The organism is Enterobacter asburiae (assembly GCA_011754535.1).
In the GTDB taxonomy this organism is placed as follows: domain Bacteria; phylum Pseudomonadota; class Gammaproteobacteria; order Enterobacterales; family Enterobacteriaceae; genus Enterobacter; species Enterobacter cloacae_N.
The window spans coordinates 825,902-843,562 of record JAAQVN010000001.1; the positions used below are offsets into that span (position 1 = coordinate 825,902).

At 55.7% G+C, this 17,661-nt stretch carries 18 protein-coding genes; 7 read left to right on the forward strand and 11 right to left on the reverse strand.

All coding sequences use genetic code 11. From position 1 onward, the window contains the following. Positions 1-224 precede the first annotated feature (224 nt). The 3 genes from secM to mutT are packed head-to-tail and all read left to right on the forward strand — an operon-like array spanning position 225 to position 3,940. Entirely contained in the window at positions 225-728 is a 504-nt protein-coding gene (secM, locus tag HBM95_03810; GenBank protein ID NIH42066.1) for a secA regulator SecM, read from the forward strand. A gap of 57 nt (positions 729-785) precedes the next feature. After that, a complete protein-coding gene (gene secA, locus HBM95_03815) occupies positions 786-3,491 on the forward strand; it encodes a preprotein translocase subunit SecA (GenBank protein NIH42067.1) in 2,706 nt (901 codons plus the stop codon). A gap of 56 nt (positions 3,492-3,547) precedes the next feature. Continuing rightward, positions 3,548-3,940, forward strand: coding sequence for an 8-oxo-dGTP diphosphatase MutT (mutT, locus tag HBM95_03820; protein NIH42068.1), 393 nt, complete (start codon positions 3,548-3,550; stop codon positions 3,938-3,940). 34 nt (positions 3,941-3,974) lie between these two features. Here mutT and yacG read toward each other — a convergent pair whose 3' ends face one another. Genes yacG through coaE form a run of 3 tightly spaced genes read right to left on the reverse strand, consistent with a single transcriptional unit; the run spans position 3,975 to position 5,542 of the window. Further along, positions 3,975-4,169 (reverse strand): DNA gyrase inhibitor YacG, encoded by a 195-nt coding sequence (gene yacG, locus HBM95_03825; GenBank protein NIH42069.1) that lies wholly within the window; start codon positions 4,167-4,169, stop codon positions 3,975-3,977. A gap of 9 nt (positions 4,170-4,178) precedes the next feature. After that, entirely contained in the window at positions 4,179-4,922 is a 744-nt protein-coding gene (gene zapD, locus HBM95_03830; GenBank protein NIH42070.1) for a cell division protein ZapD, read from the reverse strand. Beyond that, positions 4,922-5,542: a dephospho-CoA kinase gene (gene coaE, locus HBM95_03835; protein ID NIH42071.1), complete on the reverse strand. Its 621-nt coding sequence runs from the start codon at positions 5,540-5,542 to the stop codon at positions 4,922-4,924. The genes zapD and coaE overlap by 1 nt, the downstream gene beginning before the upstream one ends. Positions 5,543-5,770: 228 nt before the next feature. On the opposite strand from coaE, the gene HBM95_03840 reads away from it, so the two are divergent. After that, positions 5,771-6,814, forward strand: a complete 1,044-nt coding sequence (locus tag HBM95_03840; protein NIH42072.1) for a GMP reductase — start codon at positions 5,771-5,773, stop codon at positions 6,812-6,814. Between the two features lie 41 nt (positions 6,815-6,855). Here the strand turns inward: HBM95_03840 and hofC are convergent, their stop codons facing one another. The 4 genes from hofC to nadC all read right to left on the reverse strand — a co-directional run bounded on the left by hofC (position 6,856) and on the right by nadC (position 10,928). Next, complete coding sequence (gene hofC / locus HBM95_03845; GenBank protein NIH42073.1) at positions 6,856-8,040, reverse strand: protein transport protein HofC; 1,185 nt, start codon at positions 8,038-8,040, stop codon at positions 6,856-6,858. After that, positions 8,030-9,412 (reverse strand): type II secretion system protein GspE, encoded by a 1,383-nt coding sequence (gspE, locus tag HBM95_03850; protein NIH42074.1) that lies wholly within the window; start codon positions 9,410-9,412, stop codon positions 8,030-8,032. Before gspE ends, hofC begins: the two co-directional genes overlap by 11 nt. A gap of 10 nt (positions 9,413-9,422) precedes the next feature. Next, positions 9,423-9,860, reverse strand: coding sequence for a prepilin peptidase-dependent pilin (gene ppdD, locus HBM95_03855; GenBank protein ID NIH42075.1), 438 nt, complete (start codon positions 9,858-9,860; stop codon positions 9,423-9,425). Between the two features lie 174 nt (positions 9,861-10,034). Continuing rightward, the gene (gene nadC, locus HBM95_03860; protein NIH42076.1) at positions 10,035-10,928 is read right to left on the reverse strand and encodes a carboxylating nicotinate-nucleotide diphosphorylase; all 894 of its coding nucleotides are present in this window, start codon (positions 10,926-10,928) and stop codon (positions 10,035-10,037) included. Between the two features lie 87 nt (positions 10,929-11,015). Between nadC and ampD the strand changes: the two genes are divergently transcribed. After that, the gene (ampD, locus tag HBM95_03865; protein ID NIH42077.1) at positions 11,016-11,567 is read left to right on the forward strand and encodes a 1,6-anhydro-N-acetylmuramyl-L-alanine amidase AmpD; all 552 of its coding nucleotides are present in this window, start codon (positions 11,016-11,018) and stop codon (positions 11,565-11,567) included. Positions 11,568-11,576: 9 nt separating this feature from the next. Then, a complete protein-coding gene (gene ampE / locus HBM95_03870) occupies positions 11,577-12,431 on the forward strand; it encodes a beta-lactamase regulator AmpE (GenBank protein ID NIH42078.1) in 855 nt (284 codons plus the stop codon). An 18-nt stretch (positions 12,432-12,449) separates the two neighbouring features. On the opposite strand, the gene HBM95_03875 is transcribed toward ampE, so the two are convergent. The 4 genes from HBM95_03875 to HBM95_03890 all read right to left on the reverse strand — a co-directional run bounded on the left by HBM95_03875 (position 12,450) and on the right by HBM95_03890 (position 16,618). Then, positions 12,450-13,400 (reverse strand): family 43 glycosylhydrolase, encoded by a 951-nt coding sequence (locus HBM95_03875; GenBank protein NIH42079.1) that lies wholly within the window; start codon positions 13,398-13,400, stop codon positions 12,450-12,452. Between the two features lie 10 nt (positions 13,401-13,410). Next, entirely contained in the window at positions 13,411-14,808 is a 1,398-nt protein-coding gene (locus HBM95_03880; protein ID NIH42080.1) for an MFS transporter, read from the reverse strand. Between the two features lie 165 nt (positions 14,809-14,973). Continuing rightward, positions 14,974-16,344: an aromatic amino acid transporter AroP gene (gene aroP / locus HBM95_03885; protein ID NIH42081.1), complete on the reverse strand. Its 1,371-nt coding sequence runs from the start codon at positions 16,342-16,344 to the stop codon at positions 14,974-14,976. A 46-nt stretch (positions 16,345-16,390) separates the two neighbouring features. Then, entirely contained in the window at positions 16,391-16,618 is a 228-nt protein-coding gene (locus tag HBM95_03890; protein ID NIH42082.1) for a hypothetical protein, read from the reverse strand. Between the two features lie 263 nt (positions 16,619-16,881). On the opposite strand from HBM95_03890, the gene pdhR reads away from it, so the two are divergent. Further along, complete coding sequence (pdhR, locus tag HBM95_03895; protein ID NIH42083.1) at positions 16,882-17,646, forward strand: pyruvate dehydrogenase complex transcriptional repressor PdhR; 765 nt, start codon at positions 16,882-16,884, stop codon at positions 17,644-17,646. Positions 17,647-17,661 lie beyond the last annotated feature (15 nt).

Here is a 17,661-nt window from a genome sequence, read left to right on the forward strand (position 1 = left end):
GGGAAGCCAGTCGTTTTTATTTCTGCCCTTCTTTGATTTGTCCCTCTATTCCCTGGCCTTTGTCGGGTGCCGAATAACGGTGTGTTCGCTGCATTATTGACCGTTTTTACCTGCTGCGAGGTGTCATTCCTGCTGCTGTGTAGTGGCTTTAGTGGTAATATCTGGGCGCTAAAAAAAGAATAACTGAACTCAGCCTGCACTGGCGGGCGAATGTGGTGGAGCAAGTGAGCGGAATACTGACGCGCTGGCGACAATTTGGCAGACGTTACTTCTGGCCGCATCTCTTATTAGGGATGGTTGCGGCGAGTTTCGGCTTGCCTGCGCTCAGCAACAGTGCGGAAGCGGCGACACCAGCACGTTCCACTACGACTAAACACGATCTCTCGACGCGGGTTAATTTTACGAATCTCGCGTGGCTTGAAGCCAGCCGTCGTCCTAATTTCTCCGTTGATTACTGGCAGCAGCACGCCATCCGCACGGTTATCCGTCATCTGTCGTTCGCGATGGCGCCGCAGACGATGCCTGTTGCTGAAGAAACGCTGCCGGTTCAGGCTCAGCATCTTGCCCTGCTCGATACGCTTAATGCGCTTCTGACGCAGGACAACCAGCCGCCTGTGAACGTGAGTCAGACGGCGCAAACCGGGTTTGTCCCCCCTGTATCATTCTCAGTTTCGACATGGATTAGCCAGGTTCACGGCATCCGCGCCGGGCCACAACGCCTCAGCTAAATTAACTTTTTCAATACCTTAATTTATCTGCCCGTCTGGGGCGTTTGAGAATTTATTATGCTAATCAAATTATTAACCAAAGTTTTCGGTAGTCGTAACGATCGTACCCTGCGCCGTATGCGCAAAGCTGTAAACGTCATCAACGGTATGGAACCGGCGATGGAGAAGCTCTCTGATGATGAGCTCAAAGCGAAAACGGCGGAATTCCGCGCGCGCCTGGAAAAAGGCGAAACCCTGGAGAGCCTTATTCCGGAAGCTTTCGCGGTTGTGCGTGAAGCGAGTAAACGCGTATTTGGCATGCGTCACTTCGACGTTCAGTTGCTGGGTGGTATGGTGCTTAACGAGCGCTGCATCGCGGAAATGCGTACCGGTGAAGGTAAAACACTGACCGCAACGCTGCCGGCTTACCTGAATGCACTGACCGGTAAGGGCGTTCACGTCGTTACCGTCAACGATTATCTGGCCCAGCGTGATGCCGAAAACAACCGTCCGCTGTTCGAATTCCTCGGCATGACCGTCGGCATCAACATGTCCGGCCTGCCGGCGCCCGCCAAGCGTGAAGCGTATAACGCTGATATCACCTACGGTACCAACAACGAATACGGCTTCGACTACCTGCGTGACAACATGGCGTTCAGCCCGGAAGAGCGCGTCCAGCGCAAGCTGCACTATGCGCTGGTGGATGAGGTTGACTCCATTCTTATCGATGAGGCGCGTACCCCGCTGATCATCTCCGGCCCGGCCGAAGACAGCTCTGACATGTACCGTAAAGTCGACAAAATCATTCCACACCTGCTGCGCCAGGAGAAAGAAGACTCCGATACCTTCCAGGGTGAAGGCCACTTCTCCGTTGATGAGAAAGCGCGCCAGGTGAACCTGACCGAACGTGGTCTGGTGAAAATTGAAGAGCTGCTGGTGGCTGAAGGCATTATGGAAGAAGGCGAGTCTCTGTACTCTCCGAGCAACATTATGCTGATGCACCACGTGACCGCCGCGCTGCGTGCGCACGCGCTGTTCACCCGCGACGTCGACTACATCGTGAAAGACGGTGAAGTCATTATCGTCGATGAACACACCGGTCGTACCATGCAGGGCCGTCGCTGGTCTGACGGTCTGCACCAGGCCGTTGAAGCGAAAGAAGGCGTGGATATCCAGAACGAAAACCAGACGCTGGCGTCTATTACCTTCCAGAACTACTTCCGTCTGTACGAGAAGCTGGCAGGGATGACCGGTACTGCAGATACCGAAGCGTTTGAATTCAGCTCCATCTACAAGCTGGATACCGTGGTTGTGCCAACCAACCGTCCGATGATCCGTAAGGATATGCCGGACCTGGTGTACATGACCGAAGCGGAAAAAATTCAGGCGATCATCGAAGATATTCGTGACCGTACTGCCAATGGTCAGCCCGTTCTGGTGGGGACCATCTCCATCGAGAAATCTGAAGTGGTTTCTAACGAACTGACCAAAGCTGGCATCAAGCACAACGTTCTGAACGCCAAGTTCCACGCTAAAGAAGCAGACATTGTTGCTCAGGCTGGCTATCCGGCAGCCGTGACCATCGCCACCAACATGGCGGGTCGTGGTACCGATATTATGCTGGGCGGTAGCTGGCAGGCTGAAGTTGCAGAGCTGGAAAACCCAACGCCAGAGCAGATCGCGCAGATCAAAGCCGACTGGCAGGTGCGCCACGACGCGGTGCTGGCATCCGGTGGCCTGCACATCATTGGTACCGAGCGTCACGAATCTCGTCGTATCGACAACCAGCTGCGTGGCCGTGCGGGTCGTCAGGGGGACGCCGGTTCTTCCCGCTTCTATCTGTCTATGGAAGATGCGCTGATGCGTATTTTCGCCTCCGACCGCGTGTCCGGCATGATGCGTAAGCTGGGCATGAAGCCAGGCGAAGCCATTGAGCACCCGTGGGTGACTAAAGCGATCGCTAACGCCCAGCGTAAAGTGGAAAGCCGCAACTTCGATATTCGTAAGCAACTGCTGGAATACGATGACGTTGCCAACGATCAGCGTCGTGCAATCTACACCCAGCGTAACGAACTGCTGGACGTGTCCGACGTGAGCGAAACCATCAACAGCATCCGCGAGGATGTGTTCAAAGCCACCATCGACGCGCATATTCCACCGCAGTCTCTGGAAGAGATGTGGGATGTTGAAGGCCTGCAGGAACGCCTGAAAAACGACTTCGATCTCGATCTGCCAATCAAAGAGTGGCTGGACAAAGAACCTGAGCTTCATGAAGAGACCCTGCGCGAACGTATCTTTGAAACCGCGCTGGAGGTTTACAAGCGTAAGGAAGAAGTGGTTGGCGCTGAGATGATGCGTCACTTCGAAAAAGGCGTGATGCTGCAGACGCTGGACTCCCTGTGGAAAGAGCACCTGGCGGCGATGGACTACCTGCGTCAGGGTATCCACCTGCGTGGCTATGCACAGAAAGATCCGAAGCAGGAGTACAAGCGTGAATCCTTCTCCATGTTTGCCTCTATGCTGGAGTCGCTGAAGTATGAAGTGATCAGCACCCTGAGTAAGGTTCAGGTGCGTATGCCGGAAGAAGTGGAAGCGATGGAGCAGCAGCGTCGTGAAGAAGCTGAGCGTCTGGCGCAGATGCAGCAGCTGAGCCACCAGACCGACGAAAGCGAAGCCGCAGCAGCGATCGCCGCGCAGACCGGCGATCGTAAAGTGGGTCGTAACGATCCATGCCCATGTGGTTCTGGTAAAAAATACAAGGCCTGCCACGGCCGTCTGAACTAAGTTCATAAAAAAAGAAAAGGCGCAGACATCTGCGCCTTTTTTATGGAAGTGAAACTATGAAAATACTGCAAATTGCCGTCGGGATTATTCGCAACCCGCAAAACCAAATCTTCATCACCCAGCGCGCTGCCGACGCCCATATGGCGAACAAGTGGGAGTTTCCTGGTGGGAAAATCGAATCAGGAGAAACGCCGGAAGAGGCGCTGGTGCGTGAGCTGCAGGAAGAGGTGGGGATTACCCCGCTTGGCGCTACGCTGTTTGATAAGCTGGAATACCAGTTTCCCGACAGGCACATCACGCTGTGGTTCTGGCTGGTGGAAAGCTGGGAAGGTGACCCATGGGGAAAAGAAGGACAGCCGGGTAACTGGGTGGAACTTCAGGCCAGTGATGCCGATAAATTCCCGCCAGCCAATGAGCCTGTGATCCGCCGCTTAGCGGCAAATATGTAGGCCTGCCGGACGAAGCGCCAGCAGGCTTTGAACGTTACTGCTGGCTTTCGCTCCAGTCATCGCTATCCGAGAGGTCCCCTTCGCTCGGAATACGTTTCTCTTCCGCCGCCCATTCGCCCAGGTCAATGAGCTGACAGCGCTTGCAGCAGAATGGGCGAAATGGACTCACTTTGCCCCAGACAACGGTTTTGCCACAGGTTGGGCAGTTTACGGTGGTGACGTCAGACATTGGCACTCCTTAACAACAGGCCAGTTCAAAATCGAGGCGTTCCGGCACGGTGCCATTTTCACTGTCCAGCGGCATAAAGCGGATCGCGAAACGGCTTTTATGCCCGGAAATTTGTGGATAAAGCTGCTCGCCAAGAGACAGATTTAGACGCAGAAGATCGGCGTCGTCGCCGTTGTCCTGATAAAAACCGTTGAGACTGGTTTGCTTGCGGAATGGGGCAGAGTTACGCACAAGATCGAGGATCAGCGATAACGTCTGATTCATCGGCTCCAGGCTGCCCAGCCAGCTGTTTACCTGACGATCGCGCTGTTCCTGCGGCATATGCAGCCACATATGCAGCGTTGGCAGGTCAAAGCTACAGCAACCGCCCGGTATGCTCAGGCGCTGGCGCACCAGCGCAATCAAACGGTCTTCTCGTAAATATTGCCCAACGCGCGGCGCTGCCATCAGCGTTGTGCTGCTGTTTTTCAATTGCTGACGTAAGGCGTCAATCCGGCTTTGATCCACGCCCGGCACTTCGGCCCAGGCCTGTAATTTACGCTGCTGGCGCTCCAGCTCTTTCAACAGCTCCGTACGGACATCGCCACGCTCAATCACATCCAGCAGATCGCCTACGTTGCGAAAGAAGTGCAACGCCGTGGCATGATCGTTAACAGGAAGATGTTGTGAAAGCTGTTGGATAAGAAATTCAATGCGCAGCCAGGTACGCATTTTTTCATTAAGCGGGTGCTCAAAAAGAATGTGAGTGGACATTATGGTTTTTCCTGTGCAACGGCCTGCGCGGCGAACGTCAGATACTGCGCGTGCAGACGGGCAACATCCGATGCAATGGCATCTGGTGCGCCGTTATTATCAATAACATCATCCGCAACGGCAAGGCGCTGAGCGCGCGTGGCCTGAGCGGCAAGAATTTGTTCAGCATGTTCACGCGAGACGTGATCGCGCGTCATGGTTCGCTGGATTTGCGTTTCGGGTGTGACATCAATCACCAGTACCCGATTGGCTTTCTTATACAGCTGATTTTCCACCAGGAGCGGAACCACCCACAGGACATAGGGCGAGCGGGCTGCGGCTATCTGACGCTGAGTTTCCTGGTGGATAATGGGGTGGAGCAGGGCATTAAGCCAGGCTTTTTCCGCAGAATCAGAAAAAATATATTCGCGAAGCTGACGGCGGTTCAGCGTGCCGTCGGCATTGATGATTGCCTGACCGAAATGGTCTGCGATGGCCTTTAGCGCGGGTGTATCGGGCTCTACCACCTGACGGGCAATAATATCGGCATCAATAATCGCGATGCCGAGACGAGAAAACGCGTCCGCAACGGTACTTTTGCCACTACCGATGCCGCCGGTTACTGCGACGATATACCCCATTAAATCAAATCCTGGGAATTATTCATTATGAAAATCAGTTGCTTAAAAAACAAACGTGCGACAGTAATTGTTTGATTCTCTTTACCCGCTTTTTACCAGGTAAATTTATAGGATTGTAGCGTAAAAAAAGAAAATTTCGCAGTCTTGCGGAGCAGGTATTAGTGCGTATGATAGCGTCACTGGAGTTGTGCTTTTAACATATTTGCCTCTAACCCCAGGAATCCGCACATGCGTATCGAAGAAGATCTGAAGTTAGGTTTCAAAGACGTTCTTATCCGCCCTAAACGCTCTACACTGAAAAGTCGCTCAGACGTTGAACTCGAACGTCAATTCACCTTTAAACACTCCGGTCAGACCTGGTCTGGCGTGCCAATCATTGCTGCCAACATGGATACGGTCGGTACCTTTGAGATGGCAACGGCGCTGGCTCAGTTCGATATTCTTACTGCAGTCCACAAGCACTACACTCCTGAAGAGTGGAACGCGTTTGTTGCGTCCGCCTCTGCTGATGTGGTGAAGCACGTGATGGTCTCCACGGGTACCTCCGATGCAGATTTCGAAAAGACCAAACAGATCCTGAATGCCAACCCAGCGCTTAGCTTCGTTTGTATTGATGTGGCGAACGGTTACTCCGAGCACTTCGTACAGTTCGTCAGCAAGGCGCGCGAAGCCTGGCCGAACAAAACTATCATCGCGGGCAACGTGGTGACCGGTGAAATGTGTGAAGAGCTGATCCTTTCCGGTGCCGACATCGTGAAAGTGGGCATTGGCCCGGGCTCCGTATGCACCACGCGCGTTAAGACCGGAGTTGGTTATCCGCAGCTTTCCGCGGTCATTGAATGTGCCGATGCGGCGCACGGCCTGGGCGGCCAGATTATCAGCGACGGCGGTTGCACCATGCCGGGCGATGTCGCAAAGGCCTTTGGCGGCGGCGCGGACTTCGTGATGCTCGGCGGTATGCTGGCAGGTCACGAAGAGAGCGGCGGCACCGTAGTGGAAGAGAACGGCGAGAAATTCATGCTGTTCTACGGTATGAGCTCTGAGTCCGCGATGACCCGTCACGTCGGTGGCGTGGCTAAATACCGTGCGGCAGAAGGCAAAACCGTGAAGCTGCCACTGCGCGGTCCGGTTGAAAACACCGCGCGCGATATTCTCGGTGGCCTGCGCTCAGCCTGCACCTACGTAGGTGCATCCCGCCTGAAAGAGCTGACGAAACGCACGACGTTTATTCGCGTTCAGGAGCAGGAAAACCGCGTTTTCAATAGCCTGTAATGGCTTTCGCTGGCGCATGCCCGTGCGCCAGCGCTGTTGCACTACCCCGCGCTCATCGCATCTCCCAGATGGAAAATCGGCAGATACATTGCCACCACCAGCGTGCCGATGATGACTCCAGTAACAACCAGCAGCAGCGGCTCCAGAAGCGCCGCCAGGTTGTCTGCCCGTTGAAAGGTCTGTTCCGTGTGATGGCGGGCAAGGTTTGCCAGCATGACGTCCAGCGAACCTGACATCTCGCCGGTTCGTAAGAGCTGGATGCAGAGCGGGGTAAACATCGCCGCTTTCTGGAAGGAAGACCAGATGGGGAGACCTTTTTCGATGTCCTCCCTTATGCTGCTGAGTATCCCTTGCCAGTACCGGCTTTCAGCGGTCTCTTCTGCGCTCTCAAGACCCTGTAAGAAGGCAATGCCCGCCTGCTGCGTAAGTGACAGCACGGTGAAGATCTGTCCCAGCTTTTGCCCTTTCGCCAGCGCTCCCATTACGGGAAAACTCAGCAGAATACGCTGCCAGCGAGGATGGTGTCGCAGAGCCCAGGCAGCGGTTACGGGAACAAGTAGCATCGCGAACAGCACGAGGGCATATGACTGCATAAACGCGGCTATCCCCATCACTATTCGCGTCAGTGCCGGAAGCGGGGTGTTAAACGTTTTGTAAATCGCGGCAAACTCGGGCAAAACCAGGGTGACCATTGCCAGCACGACGAGCACCGCCAGCGTCAGGACGATCGCCGGGTAGCGCAGCGCTTTTTTCACTTTCGCGTTGAGCTGCTGCTGCGCTTTTTGCTGCTCTGCAAGCTCCCGGCAGCACGCTTCAAGCTTCCCTGTTAGCTCTCCGGTTTTCACCATTGAGATATGCAGTGGGCTAAAGACTGCTGGCCACCGTTTAAGCGCCTCAGAAAAAGGACGCCCTTCGCTGAGTTCATCGGCAACGCTTTGCAGTAGCCCCCGCCACGGTTCTACTGGATGCTGGTCTGCCAGCATTTGCAGACTATGTACGAGCGTCAGGCCGGCCTGCAGAAGCGTTGCGAGCTGACGAAACATCTCGTAGCAGTGATGTGGACGCCAGCGGTGTCTTTGAGCGCATCGGGTCAGGGCCAGAGGATGGAGGTCGTTACGCATCAGCCTGGTGAAGGCCGCGCTGCGGTCTGTGGCCCAGAGAACCCCGCTTCGGGGTTCTCCTTCAGCGGAGACTGCTCGCCAGCGCCAGAGTTGATTAGCGGCCATCGGGCATTCCCAGAACACGCACTAACTCTTCAAGCGTGGTGAGCCCTTGCTCGACGGCCATGCAGCCGTGTTCAAACAGCGAGATGAGTCCCGCCTGCCGTGCACTGGCTTCTATCACCTCAATGCCTGCCCCGCTGGCAATCGCCTGGCGCAGGGGATTATCGATCGCAAGCGCTTCAAAAATGGCCACGCGGCCGTAAAAACCGTGATAACAACGATCGCAGCCTGCGGGCTGCCAGCGAGGAAGTTGCCGCGTCCAGGCCGAGCGCGGTAAGTCCGTATGCTCCCCTGTTTTCTGTCGGCAGTGCGGGCAAAGGCGTCGAACCAGCCGCTGGGCAATCACCATCGAGAGCGCGGAAGAGATCATCCAGCGTGCAATGCCCATCTGCTCCAGACGAATGAGGGTTTCCATCGTCGAGTTGGTGTGCAGCGTCGACAGCACCAGGTGTCCGGTCTGTGCGGCTTTGATGGCAATTTCTGCCGTTTCACCATCGCGAATTTCCCCGACCATAATGATGTCCGGATCCTGACGGAGCAGCGCCCTCAGTACGCTCTGGAATGTTAAGCCCGCGCGGGGGTTAATCTGAGTCTGATTTAACCCTACAAGCGGGATCTCAATGGGATCCTCCACGCTGCAGATGTTGACGTCAGGGGTGTTACGCGCCTGCAGCGCGCTGTAGAGCGTTACGGTTTTGCCGCTGCCCGTTGGGCCGGTGACCAGAATTAGCCCCTGAGGCTGGTGGAGTACCTCATTAAAACAGGCCAGCTGTTTAGCGCTCATACCAAGCGCGTTCGGTTCCAGCGCCTGCTGAACCTGGTGCAGCAGACGCAGCACAATTTTTTCCCCGCCGCTGCAGGGAAGCGTGGAGATACGAAACGAGACCGGCTCGTTTGTCAGCTCAATCGTAAACTGACCGTCCTGCGGTAAGCGGCGTTCTGCAATATCCAGATTACCCAGCACTTTTAACCGGGCGCTGAGCATCGTCGTCAGCGCGGCGGAAAGGGGAGGCTGCGGGTAAAGTACCCCGTCGATACGCAAGCGGATCTGGCACGCGTGCTCCATCGGTTCGATATGGATGTCAGACGCGCGCTGGTTTATTGCCTGCTGCAGCGTGTTGTTGAGGATATCCACCGCGGAGTGGGGTGGTGAAACGACAGGCAGATGCGATTGCGCGGTTAACTGCCGGTGCTTTTCCATGCGTTCAGCGCTCCAGCATTCGATATCAATCCGCTTCTGGGTCGCGAAGCGCAGGGCCTCCATCAGTTCAGGCGCGGGGTTTCCCACGACGGCGATGCTAATCATGTCGCTGTCGCTGGTGAGCAGCAGCGCATGGTGGCGAAGACAAAGTGCCACGAGTTGATCGGTGTTCATTATCCGCTCCTCAGTAAGTGTCGAAGCGGAAGACGTCTTCGCAGGCCTGCTTAAGCGCGCTGTCAGCACTGATGTTGCAGTCACGCGTCCAGCCCGTCATACCGTTGCCGTTGTTCCACTGTGGCGTCATGGTTACCGTCAGCCCGTTCAGGCTTTCCTGGCCCGTTAAGGCCACGACCCCTTTCGCCACGCTCATTCCTGAAACGTAACGCGTCGTGGCAGGAGAGGGTATACCGTTACTGCCGGCATCGCAGCTTTCCACGCCGCCGCGATCGAGCGCGCAAAGCTCAATGGCGGTACGGTAAGGCACGAAAGTTTGCAGCATATCGGTGAGGGCTGCTTTACGCAGGTAGTTCTGATAGGCGGGAACGCCGATGGCGCTCAGAATCGCGATAATGCCAATGACCACCATCAGCTCAATGAGCGTGAATCCTTGTTGTCTGTCCATATCTGCTCCTTATGCAAAGTGGCGCTACTTTGTCAGCGGGACAGGGCAGAAACGAGGGGCAAATAAGGGAACGGGAAAGAGGCTTCAGAGAATTCATTCCGTGTTGCAGGAAGAGACAATGGATTTGCGAGCAGAGCTGAAATTCCCCTCTCCGGGCAGAGAGGGGAGCGCGCGTTATTTGAAGCGCATTGAGAGGTCGAGGGCGCGAACGTGCTTGGTCAGCGCGCCGACGGAGATGTAATCCACGCCGGTTTCAGCGAACTCACGGATCGTGTCGAAAGTGACGTTTCCGGAGACTTCAAGCTGGGCCCGGCCGTTGGTCAGTTTCACCGCCTCGCGCATCTGCTCCGTTTCGAAGTTATCGAGCATGATGATATCGGCCCCGGCCTTAATCGCCTGCTCCAGCTCTTCCAGGCTTTCAACTTCCACCTCAACCGGCACATCCGGGTGCAGCCAGAAGGCTTTCTCCACCGCCTGACGCACGGAGCCAGAAGCAATTATGTGGTTCTCTTTAATCAGGAAGGCATCGGATAAACCGAGACGATGGTTTGCGCCGCCGCCGCACAGTACCGCATACTTCAGGGCGGTGCGCAGGCCCGGCAGCGTTTTACGGGTATCCAGCAGCTGGGTTCGGGTGCCGGCCAGCAGGTCAACGTAGCGGCGCACTTCACTGGCGACGCCAGAGAGCGTTTGGACAAAATTGAGCGCGGTACGCTCGCCGGTCAGCAATACGCGGGATGGCCCGTCCAGCTCGAACAGTGGCTGATTGGCGGTCACCGCATCACCATCTTCAACGTGCCATGTCACCTGCACATCGTCGCCCGCCAGCTGAGTAAAGACCTCTTCAACCCAACGCTTGCCGCAAAAAACGCCCTCCTCACGGGTGATAATGACCGCGTGCGAGCGTGTCTCTTTTGGCAACAATTGTGCGGTAATGTCTTTATCGGCGTTAACGTCACCCCCCAGGTCTTCTTTCAACGCATGGGCGACGCTTGCCGGAATATCCATATTAATACGTTCCAGAAGCGCTTCACGTCGGTGGTCGGGGTTGTAGCGGCGAGGCGGCATGATAAAACTCCAAATTGGTAACGAATCATAATATTGAAACATGCTACTCTGAACCGAGTCATTGCACCATACAGAAGGAGTTCCAGCATGTTGTTAGAAAACGGATGGCTGGTGGATGCGCGGCATGTGCCCTCGCCGCACCACGACTGCCGCCCGGAGGATGAAAAGCCCACACTGCTGGTGGTTCATAATATTAGCCTCCCGCCGGGTGAGTTTGGCGGCCCGTGGATCGATGCGTTATTCACGGGAACGATAGATCCCAATGCCCATCCTTTCTTCGCTGAGATTGCGCATTTGCGCGTGTCGGCTCACTGCCTGATTCGCCGTGATGGTGAGGTGGTTCAGTATGTTCCTTTTGATAAGCGTGCCTGGCATGCCGGTGTGTCGATGTATCACGGGCGCGAACGGTGCAACGATTTCTCAATAGGGATCGAGCTGGAAGGCACGGACACGACCCCCTACACCGATGCTCAGTATCAGCAGCTGGTTGCTATTACCCACACGCTTATCGGACTCTACCCGGCAATCGCCGACAATATTACTGGGCACAGCGATATCGCTCCGGCGAGAAAAACCGATCCGGGCCCGGCATTTGACTGGTCACGGTTTCGCGCCATGCTTGCCGCGTCGTCAGAATAAGGAGATACCATGACGTTGTTTACCATGCTGCTGGTTATCATCGCTGAACGCCTGTTCAAGCTCGGCGAACACTGGCAACTGGATCACCGGCTGGAAGTGTTATTCCGCCGCATCAAGCACTTTTCCATGCTGCGCACGCTGCTGATGATGGCGGGCGTGATGGCGATTACCTTCCTGCTTCTGCGCTCGCTGTACGGACTGTTTTTCAACGTGCCGCTGCTGGTGGTGTGGATCCTGCTCGGCGTGCTGTGTATTGGTGCGGGCAAGGTGCGCTTGCACTATCATGCCTACCTGAAAGCCGCCTCCCGTGACGATGCCCACGCGCGCGGCGCGATGGCGAGCGAGCTGACGATGATCCACGGCGTGCCGCCGGACTGCGACGAGCGCGAGTTCCTGCGCGAGCTGCAAAACGCGCTGCTGTGGATTAACTTCCGCTACTACCTGGCACCGCTGTTCTGGTTTGTGGTGGGCGGCCCGTGGGGGCCGGTACTGCTGATGGGCTATGCGTTTCTGCGCGCCTGGCAGACCTGGCTTGCCCGTTATCTGACGCCGCATGAGCGTTTGCTGTCCGGCATTGATGCCATCCTGCACGTGCTCGACTGGCTTCCGGTGCGTCTGGTAGGCGTGGTGTACGCGTTAATTGGCCACGGTGAAAAAGCGCTGCCCGCATGGTTCGCTTCTCTTGGCGACCGCCATAGGTCGCAGTACCAGGTGTTAACGCGCCTGGCGCAGTTCTCACTGGCGCGCGAGCCGCATACCGACAAGATTGAAACGCCAAAAGCCGCCGTTTCAATGGCGAAGAAAACGTCGTTTGCGGTGGTCGTTATTGTGGCGCTGCTGACCATTTACGGCACGCTGGTGTAACCCAGCGTGCCGCAAACGCTACAGCGTATCCGCAGGCGGGATGCCGAAATCAGGCATCCCGTTTTCGTCCCAGCGGACAAGCTTCAGGCGGGTATGACGGTTCGGATCGTACAGCGGATCGCCCTCAATTTCGGTGTAATTACGCGCGTGATACACCAGTACATCTTCCCCTTCCGGCGTTTGCGTAAAGCTGTTGTGTCCTGGCCCGTACTGGCGGTTCTCAAAGCTGGTGACGAAAACCGGGCGAGGGGATTTGTGCCAGTTTGCCGGGTTTTGCGGATCGGCGTTCATATCTATCCACAGTAATCCCATGCAGTAGTTCTCATCGGTGGCGCTGGCAGAGTAGCTGATAAACAGCTTATCGTCATGGAACAGCACCGCAGGGCCTTCGTTGACCCAGAAACCGCGGCATTCCCAGTCGTATTCCGGTTTGCTGAGCATCACCGGCTCGCCTTTCAGCGTCCACGGGTTCGCCATTTCGCACAGATAAAGATTGGAGTTGCCGGTGATATCCGGCGCTTTCTGCGCCCATAAATACCAGCGTTTCCCCTGATGAACAAAGGTGGTGGCGTCCAGGGCGAAGGTGTCGAACTGCGTTTTTATCTGACCTTTTTCCGTCCACGTACCGGTGAGCGGATCGCCGTCAGCACATTCAATGGCGAACATGCGGTGCTGGAACATCCCGAGCGCGTCGAGCGCCTGGGTGTGCGTCGCGGCAAAATAGATGTACCACTTGCCGTCGAGGTGGTGCAGTTCGGGCGCCCAGATTAGCTGGCTCATCGGGCCGGTGTCGGGTTTGCGCCAGACTACCACCTCTTCAGCGTCGCGTAGCCCTTCCAGCGAGTCTGCGCGGCGGATCGCCAGCCTGTCGTACTGCGGCACGGAGGCAATAAAATAGTACTGCCCCTCATGGCGTAAAATGTACGGGTCGGCGCGTTGTTCGATAAACGGATTTGGCCAGGTTTGCATTCGGCTTTCCTTATTTAGTCTCAGCGGCTTTAAGTTCCTGATAGTCGTTCAGCTCGCGGTAGTTGGTGCGGCGCTTCTCCAGATCGGCCTGGATCTGCTTCATGGTTTCGCGATCCACTTTCAGCAGACGTACCACGCCCGCGGTAATTAAGTATCCAATGCCGGGAATAACGGTAAAGAGCAGCACGATCCCGTTAATGGCGTCCGCGCTCTGTGCTTTCGCGCCCGCGTCATAACCGTACCAGGAGAGCAGGAAGCCGACCATCGCACCGGCAATCGCAAGGCCCAGCTTCAGGAAGAAGATGTTGCCGGAGAAGCTGATCCCGGTGATGCGTTTCCCGGTCTTCCACTCGCCGTAGTCGTCCACGTCGGCCATCAGCGACCAGTGCAGCGGAGACGGGATCTGGTGCAGGATGTTCAGCAGGACGTAGAGCACCACAATGGTGACGGTGGCTTTCGGGTCGAAGAAGTAGAAGGCGCAGGAGAAAATCGCCAGCACGATGTTGGTCCAGAAGAAGACCTTCAGCTTGCACCAGCGGTCAGTCAGCACTTTTGCCAGCACGCTGCCGAGCATCATGCCGACAACGCCCAGGCTGATAAACAGGGTGGCGAAGTGGGTGCTCTGGCCCATCACCCAGGTGACGTAATACATGGTCGCCGCCATGCGGATAAAGCCCGGGCAGACGTTGCACAGCGTCAGCAGCAGAATGCGTACCCACTGGTCGTTCTTCCACACGTCTTTCAGGTCATTTTTCAGCTCGTCGTTGGTCTGTACCGCCGGGCGTACGCGCTCGCGCACGGTGGCGAAGCAGAACAGGAACATACAGGTACCTGTCAGCGCCAGGACGGTCATTGCCATCTGGTAGCCCTTGGCTTTGTTATCTCCGCCAAACCAGTCGGCCATCGGCAGCAGCGTTAATGAGAGCAGCAGCGTGGCGATGCCGACCAGCACGAAGCGATACGACTGGCAGGCCACGCGCTCTTTTGGATCGTTGGTGATCACCCCACCTAACGAGCAGTAGGGGATGTTGATGGCGGTATAGGTGAGCGACAGCAGGAAGTAGGTGACAAACGCATAGATAACTTTGCTGTTATAGCTCCACTCCGGGGTGGTGAACATCAGGATGCTGAACAGCGCGTAGGGGAAGGCAATCCACAGCAGCCATGGACGAAACCGGCCATATTTACTGCGGGTACGGTCGGCAATCGCCCCCATGATCGGGTCCGTTACGGCGTCAATCACGCGGACGGAAAGCAGCAGTACCCCGACCAGCGCAGGCGCCAGGCCAAAAATATCCGTGTAGAAATAGTTAACAAACAACATGATGGCGCCGAAGATAATGTTGCATCCCGCGTCGCCCATCCCATAGCCGATCTTTTCTTTTACTGACAGTTTGTTGTTATCCATCGACAGCTCTCCGGTTTACGGTATGGAGAGAATTATTTGCTGGCAAAGGAATATATGCGTTGCAGTATCAGGGCGGTGATATGGATAAATGCGCTATGGGCGTGAAAGTGTGAGGGAGGTAACAACGCGCGGCACCCGCAAAAGCAAGGTGCCGCGGTGGGAGGCTTAGTGCGCCTTCATGGCATTACGGCTTTTCTGGCTAAAGAGATAGCCCACGCCAAGGATCGCAATCCAGACCGGGATCAGGTAGACGGAAATCGCCATACCCGGCGTGATCAGCATGATCACCAGCACGGCCGCCATAAACAGCAGGCAGATCCAGTTACCCAGCGGATACAGCAGGGCAGGGAAGCGCGTAGTGACGCCCTGCTGCTGCTTCGCGCGGCGGAACTTCATGTGCGCCAGGCTGATCATTGCCCAGTTGATGACCAGCGCAGAGACCACCAGCGCCATCAGCAGGCCAAACGCCGATTCCGGTGCCATATAGTTAATCAGCACGCACAGCGCGGTCACGATGGCTGAAACAATGATGGTATTGACCGGCACGCCGCGTTTATCAACGTTGAGCAGCATCTTAGGCGCGTTGCCCTGCTGGGCAAGGCCGAACAGCATGCGGCTGTTGCAGTATACGCAGCTGTTGTAAACGGAGAGCGCTGCAGTCAGCACCACGATGTTAAGGGCGTTTGCGACGAAGGTGTCGCCCAGCTCATGGAAGATGAGAACAAACGGGCTGGTGTCAGCGGTCACGCGCGTCCACGGCAACAGGGAGAGTAGCACGGCCAGCGAGCCCACATAGAAGATCAGGATGCGGTAGATAACCTGGTTAGTGGCTTTCGGGATGCTCTGCTCCGGATTGTCGGCTTCTGCGGCGGTGATGCCCACCAGCTCCAGGCCGCCGAAGGAGAACATAATGATCGCCATCATCATCACCAGACCGGTCATGCCGTGAGGCAGGAAGCCGCCCTGTTCCCAGAGGTTACGCACGGTAGCCTGCGGGCCGCCGTTGCCGCTGAACAGCAGCCAGCCGCCAAAGATGATCATCGCCACAACGGCAATCACTTTGATGATGGCAAACCAGAACTCCATCTCGCCGAACACTTTCACGTTGGTCAGGTTAATGGCGTTGATAATCACGAAGAATGCCGCTGCGGAGGCCCAGGTGGGGATCTCGGGGTACCAGAACTGAATGTACTTCCCGACGGCGGTCAGTTCTGCCATTGCAACCAGAACGTACAGCACCCAGTAGTTCCAGCCGGAGGCAAAACCCGCGAAGCTACCCCAGTATTTATAGGCAAAATGGCTGAATGAGCCTGCTACCGGCTCTTCAACGACCATTTCTCCCAGCTGGCGCATAATCAGAAAGGCAATAAAACCGGCTATCGCGTAACCCAAAATAATGCCGGGACCGGCTGACTGGATAACGGATGCGCTGCCCAGAAACAGGCCGGTACCAATCGCACCGCCCAGTGCGATGAGCTGTATATGGCGGTTTTTAAGCCCGCGCTTTAGCTGATCGCCGTGCTGTTGAGCTTCCATTTGAAACCTCGTGTGTGGTTGTTATGTTCACGCTGAGCGTGTGTAATTATGAAAGTCCATATTCTGTATTTATTTCTTTACGGTTAAACAAACCGAAAAAAGCGGTGATGACTTCCGTACGCGCCAGAATAGTGGTAAGCGCCTGCGAATGCACCTGCTTTATGAAGGGATGCTGACGACTTGAATAAAAAGAAAGCATTTGTAAATCGGCCCGCTTATTCTTCCTAACCCAACCTATAGAATAGAAATGCTTATTAAGTGGACGAATTTTCATTATTTGCCCTGTTGAATCGCTTCAGATTGCAAAAACCCTCGTTTCATTATGGTTAAAACTCCCTCTTTGGGAGTAATCAACTCATTTGTGCAAAGTTACATTTCTGAAACGTTATTTCTGTAAGGTTGTTAAAATGTGCAGGGTTTACTGATTTCAATCAAAACCAATATGGACAGAAGGTGAATACTTTGTTACTTTAGCGATACGAACCAGAAATTGGTAAGACCAATTGACTCCGGGCAAAAAGGCGTAAGACAGGGAATATGGCCTACAGCAAAATTCGCCAACCAAAACTATCTGATGTGATTGAGCAGCAGCTGGAGTTTTTAATCCTCGAAGGGACTCTGCGCCCGGGTGAGAAACTTCCGCCAGAACGCGAGCTGGCAAAACAGTTCGACGTTTCACGCCCCTCTCTGCGTGAGGCGATTCAACGCCTCGAAGCAAAGGGCTTGCTGCTTCGTCGCCAGGGCGGCGGAACCTTTGTGCAAAACAGCCTGTGGCAGAGCTTCAGCGATCCGCTGGTAGAACTTCTCTCTGACCACCCAGAATCCCAGTTTGATCTGCTTGAGACCCGTCACGCGCTGGAAGGTATTGCGGCCTATTACGCCGCCCTTCGCAGCACTGATGAAGATCGCGTGCGTATCCGCGAACTGCATCAGGCCATTGAACGGGCACAGCAGTCCGGCGATTTAGACGCCGAGTCCAGCGCCGTCGTCCAGTATCAAATCGCCGTCACCGAAGCGGCACACAACGTGGTGCTCCTCCATCTGCTACGCTGCATGGAGCCGATGCTGGCCCAGAACGTTCGTCAGAATTTTGAATTGTTGTATGCCCGTCGGGAGATGCTCCCACTGGTAAGCAACCATCGCACCCGAATATTCGAGGCGATAATGGCCGGGGAGCCGGAGCAGGCGCGCGAAGCGTCGCACCGTCACCTGGCTTTCATTGAGGAAATCTTGCTGGACCGCAGCCGTGAACAATCGCGTCGCGAACGTTCATTACGCCGCATACAGCAACGAAAGGATTAAGCGCCAGGTACTTTT

Excerpts from the sequence above, each read along its gene's own strand:
- HBM95_03840 (NIH42072.1), top strand. The coding sequence starts at position 5,771 with ATGCGTATCGAAGAAGATCTGAAGTTAGGTTTCAAAGACGTTCTTATC.
- aroP (NIH42081.1), bottom strand. The coding sequence starts at position 16,344 with ATGGAAGCTCAACAGCACGGCGATCAGCTAAAGCGCGGGCTTAAAAAC.
- ampE (NIH42078.1), top strand. The coding sequence starts at position 11,577 with ATGACGTTGTTTACCATGCTGCTGGTTATCATCGCTGAACGCCTGTTC.
- coaE (NIH42071.1), bottom strand. The coding sequence starts at position 5,542 with ATGGGGTATATCGTCGCAGTAACCGGCGGCATCGGTAGTGGCAAAAGT.
- yacG (NIH42069.1), bottom strand. The coding sequence starts at position 4,169 with ATGTCTGACGTCACCACCGTAAACTGCCCAACCTGTGGCAAAACCGTT.
- gspE (NIH42074.1), bottom strand. The coding sequence starts at position 9,412 with ATGAACACCGATCAACTCGTGGCACTTTGTCTTCGCCACCATGCGCTG.
- pdhR (NIH42083.1), top strand. The coding sequence starts at position 16,882 with ATGGCCTACAGCAAAATTCGCCAACCAAAACTATCTGATGTGATTGAG.
- HBM95_03880 (NIH42080.1), bottom strand. The coding sequence starts at position 14,808 with ATGGATAACAACAAACTGTCAGTAAAAGAAAAGATCGGCTATGGGATG.
- mutT (NIH42068.1), top strand. The coding sequence starts at position 3,548 with ATGAAAATACTGCAAATTGCCGTCGGGATTATTCGCAACCCGCAAAAC.
- HBM95_03890 (NIH42082.1), bottom strand. The coding sequence starts at position 16,618 with ATGAAAATTCGTCCACTTAATAAGCATTTCTATTCTATAGGTTGGGTT.
- hofC (NIH42073.1), bottom strand. The coding sequence starts at position 8,040 with ATGGCCGCTAATCAACTCTGGCGCTGGCGAGCAGTCTCCGCTGAAGGA.
- secA (NIH42067.1), top strand. The coding sequence starts at position 786 with ATGCTAATCAAATTATTAACCAAAGTTTTCGGTAGTCGTAACGATCGT.
- zapD (NIH42070.1), bottom strand. The coding sequence starts at position 4,922 with ATGTCCACTCACATTCTTTTTGAGCACCCGCTTAATGAAAAAATGCGT.
- nadC (NIH42076.1), bottom strand. The coding sequence starts at position 10,928 with ATGCCGCCTCGCCGCTACAACCCCGACCACCGACGTGAAGCGCTTCTG.
- HBM95_03875 (NIH42079.1), bottom strand. The coding sequence starts at position 13,400 with ATGCAAACCTGGCCAAATCCGTTTATCGAACAACGCGCCGACCCGTAC.
- ampD (NIH42077.1), top strand. The coding sequence starts at position 11,016 with ATGTTGTTAGAAAACGGATGGCTGGTGGATGCGCGGCATGTGCCCTCG.
- ppdD (NIH42075.1), bottom strand. The coding sequence starts at position 9,860 with ATGGACAGACAACAAGGATTCACGCTCATTGAGCTGATGGTGGTCATT.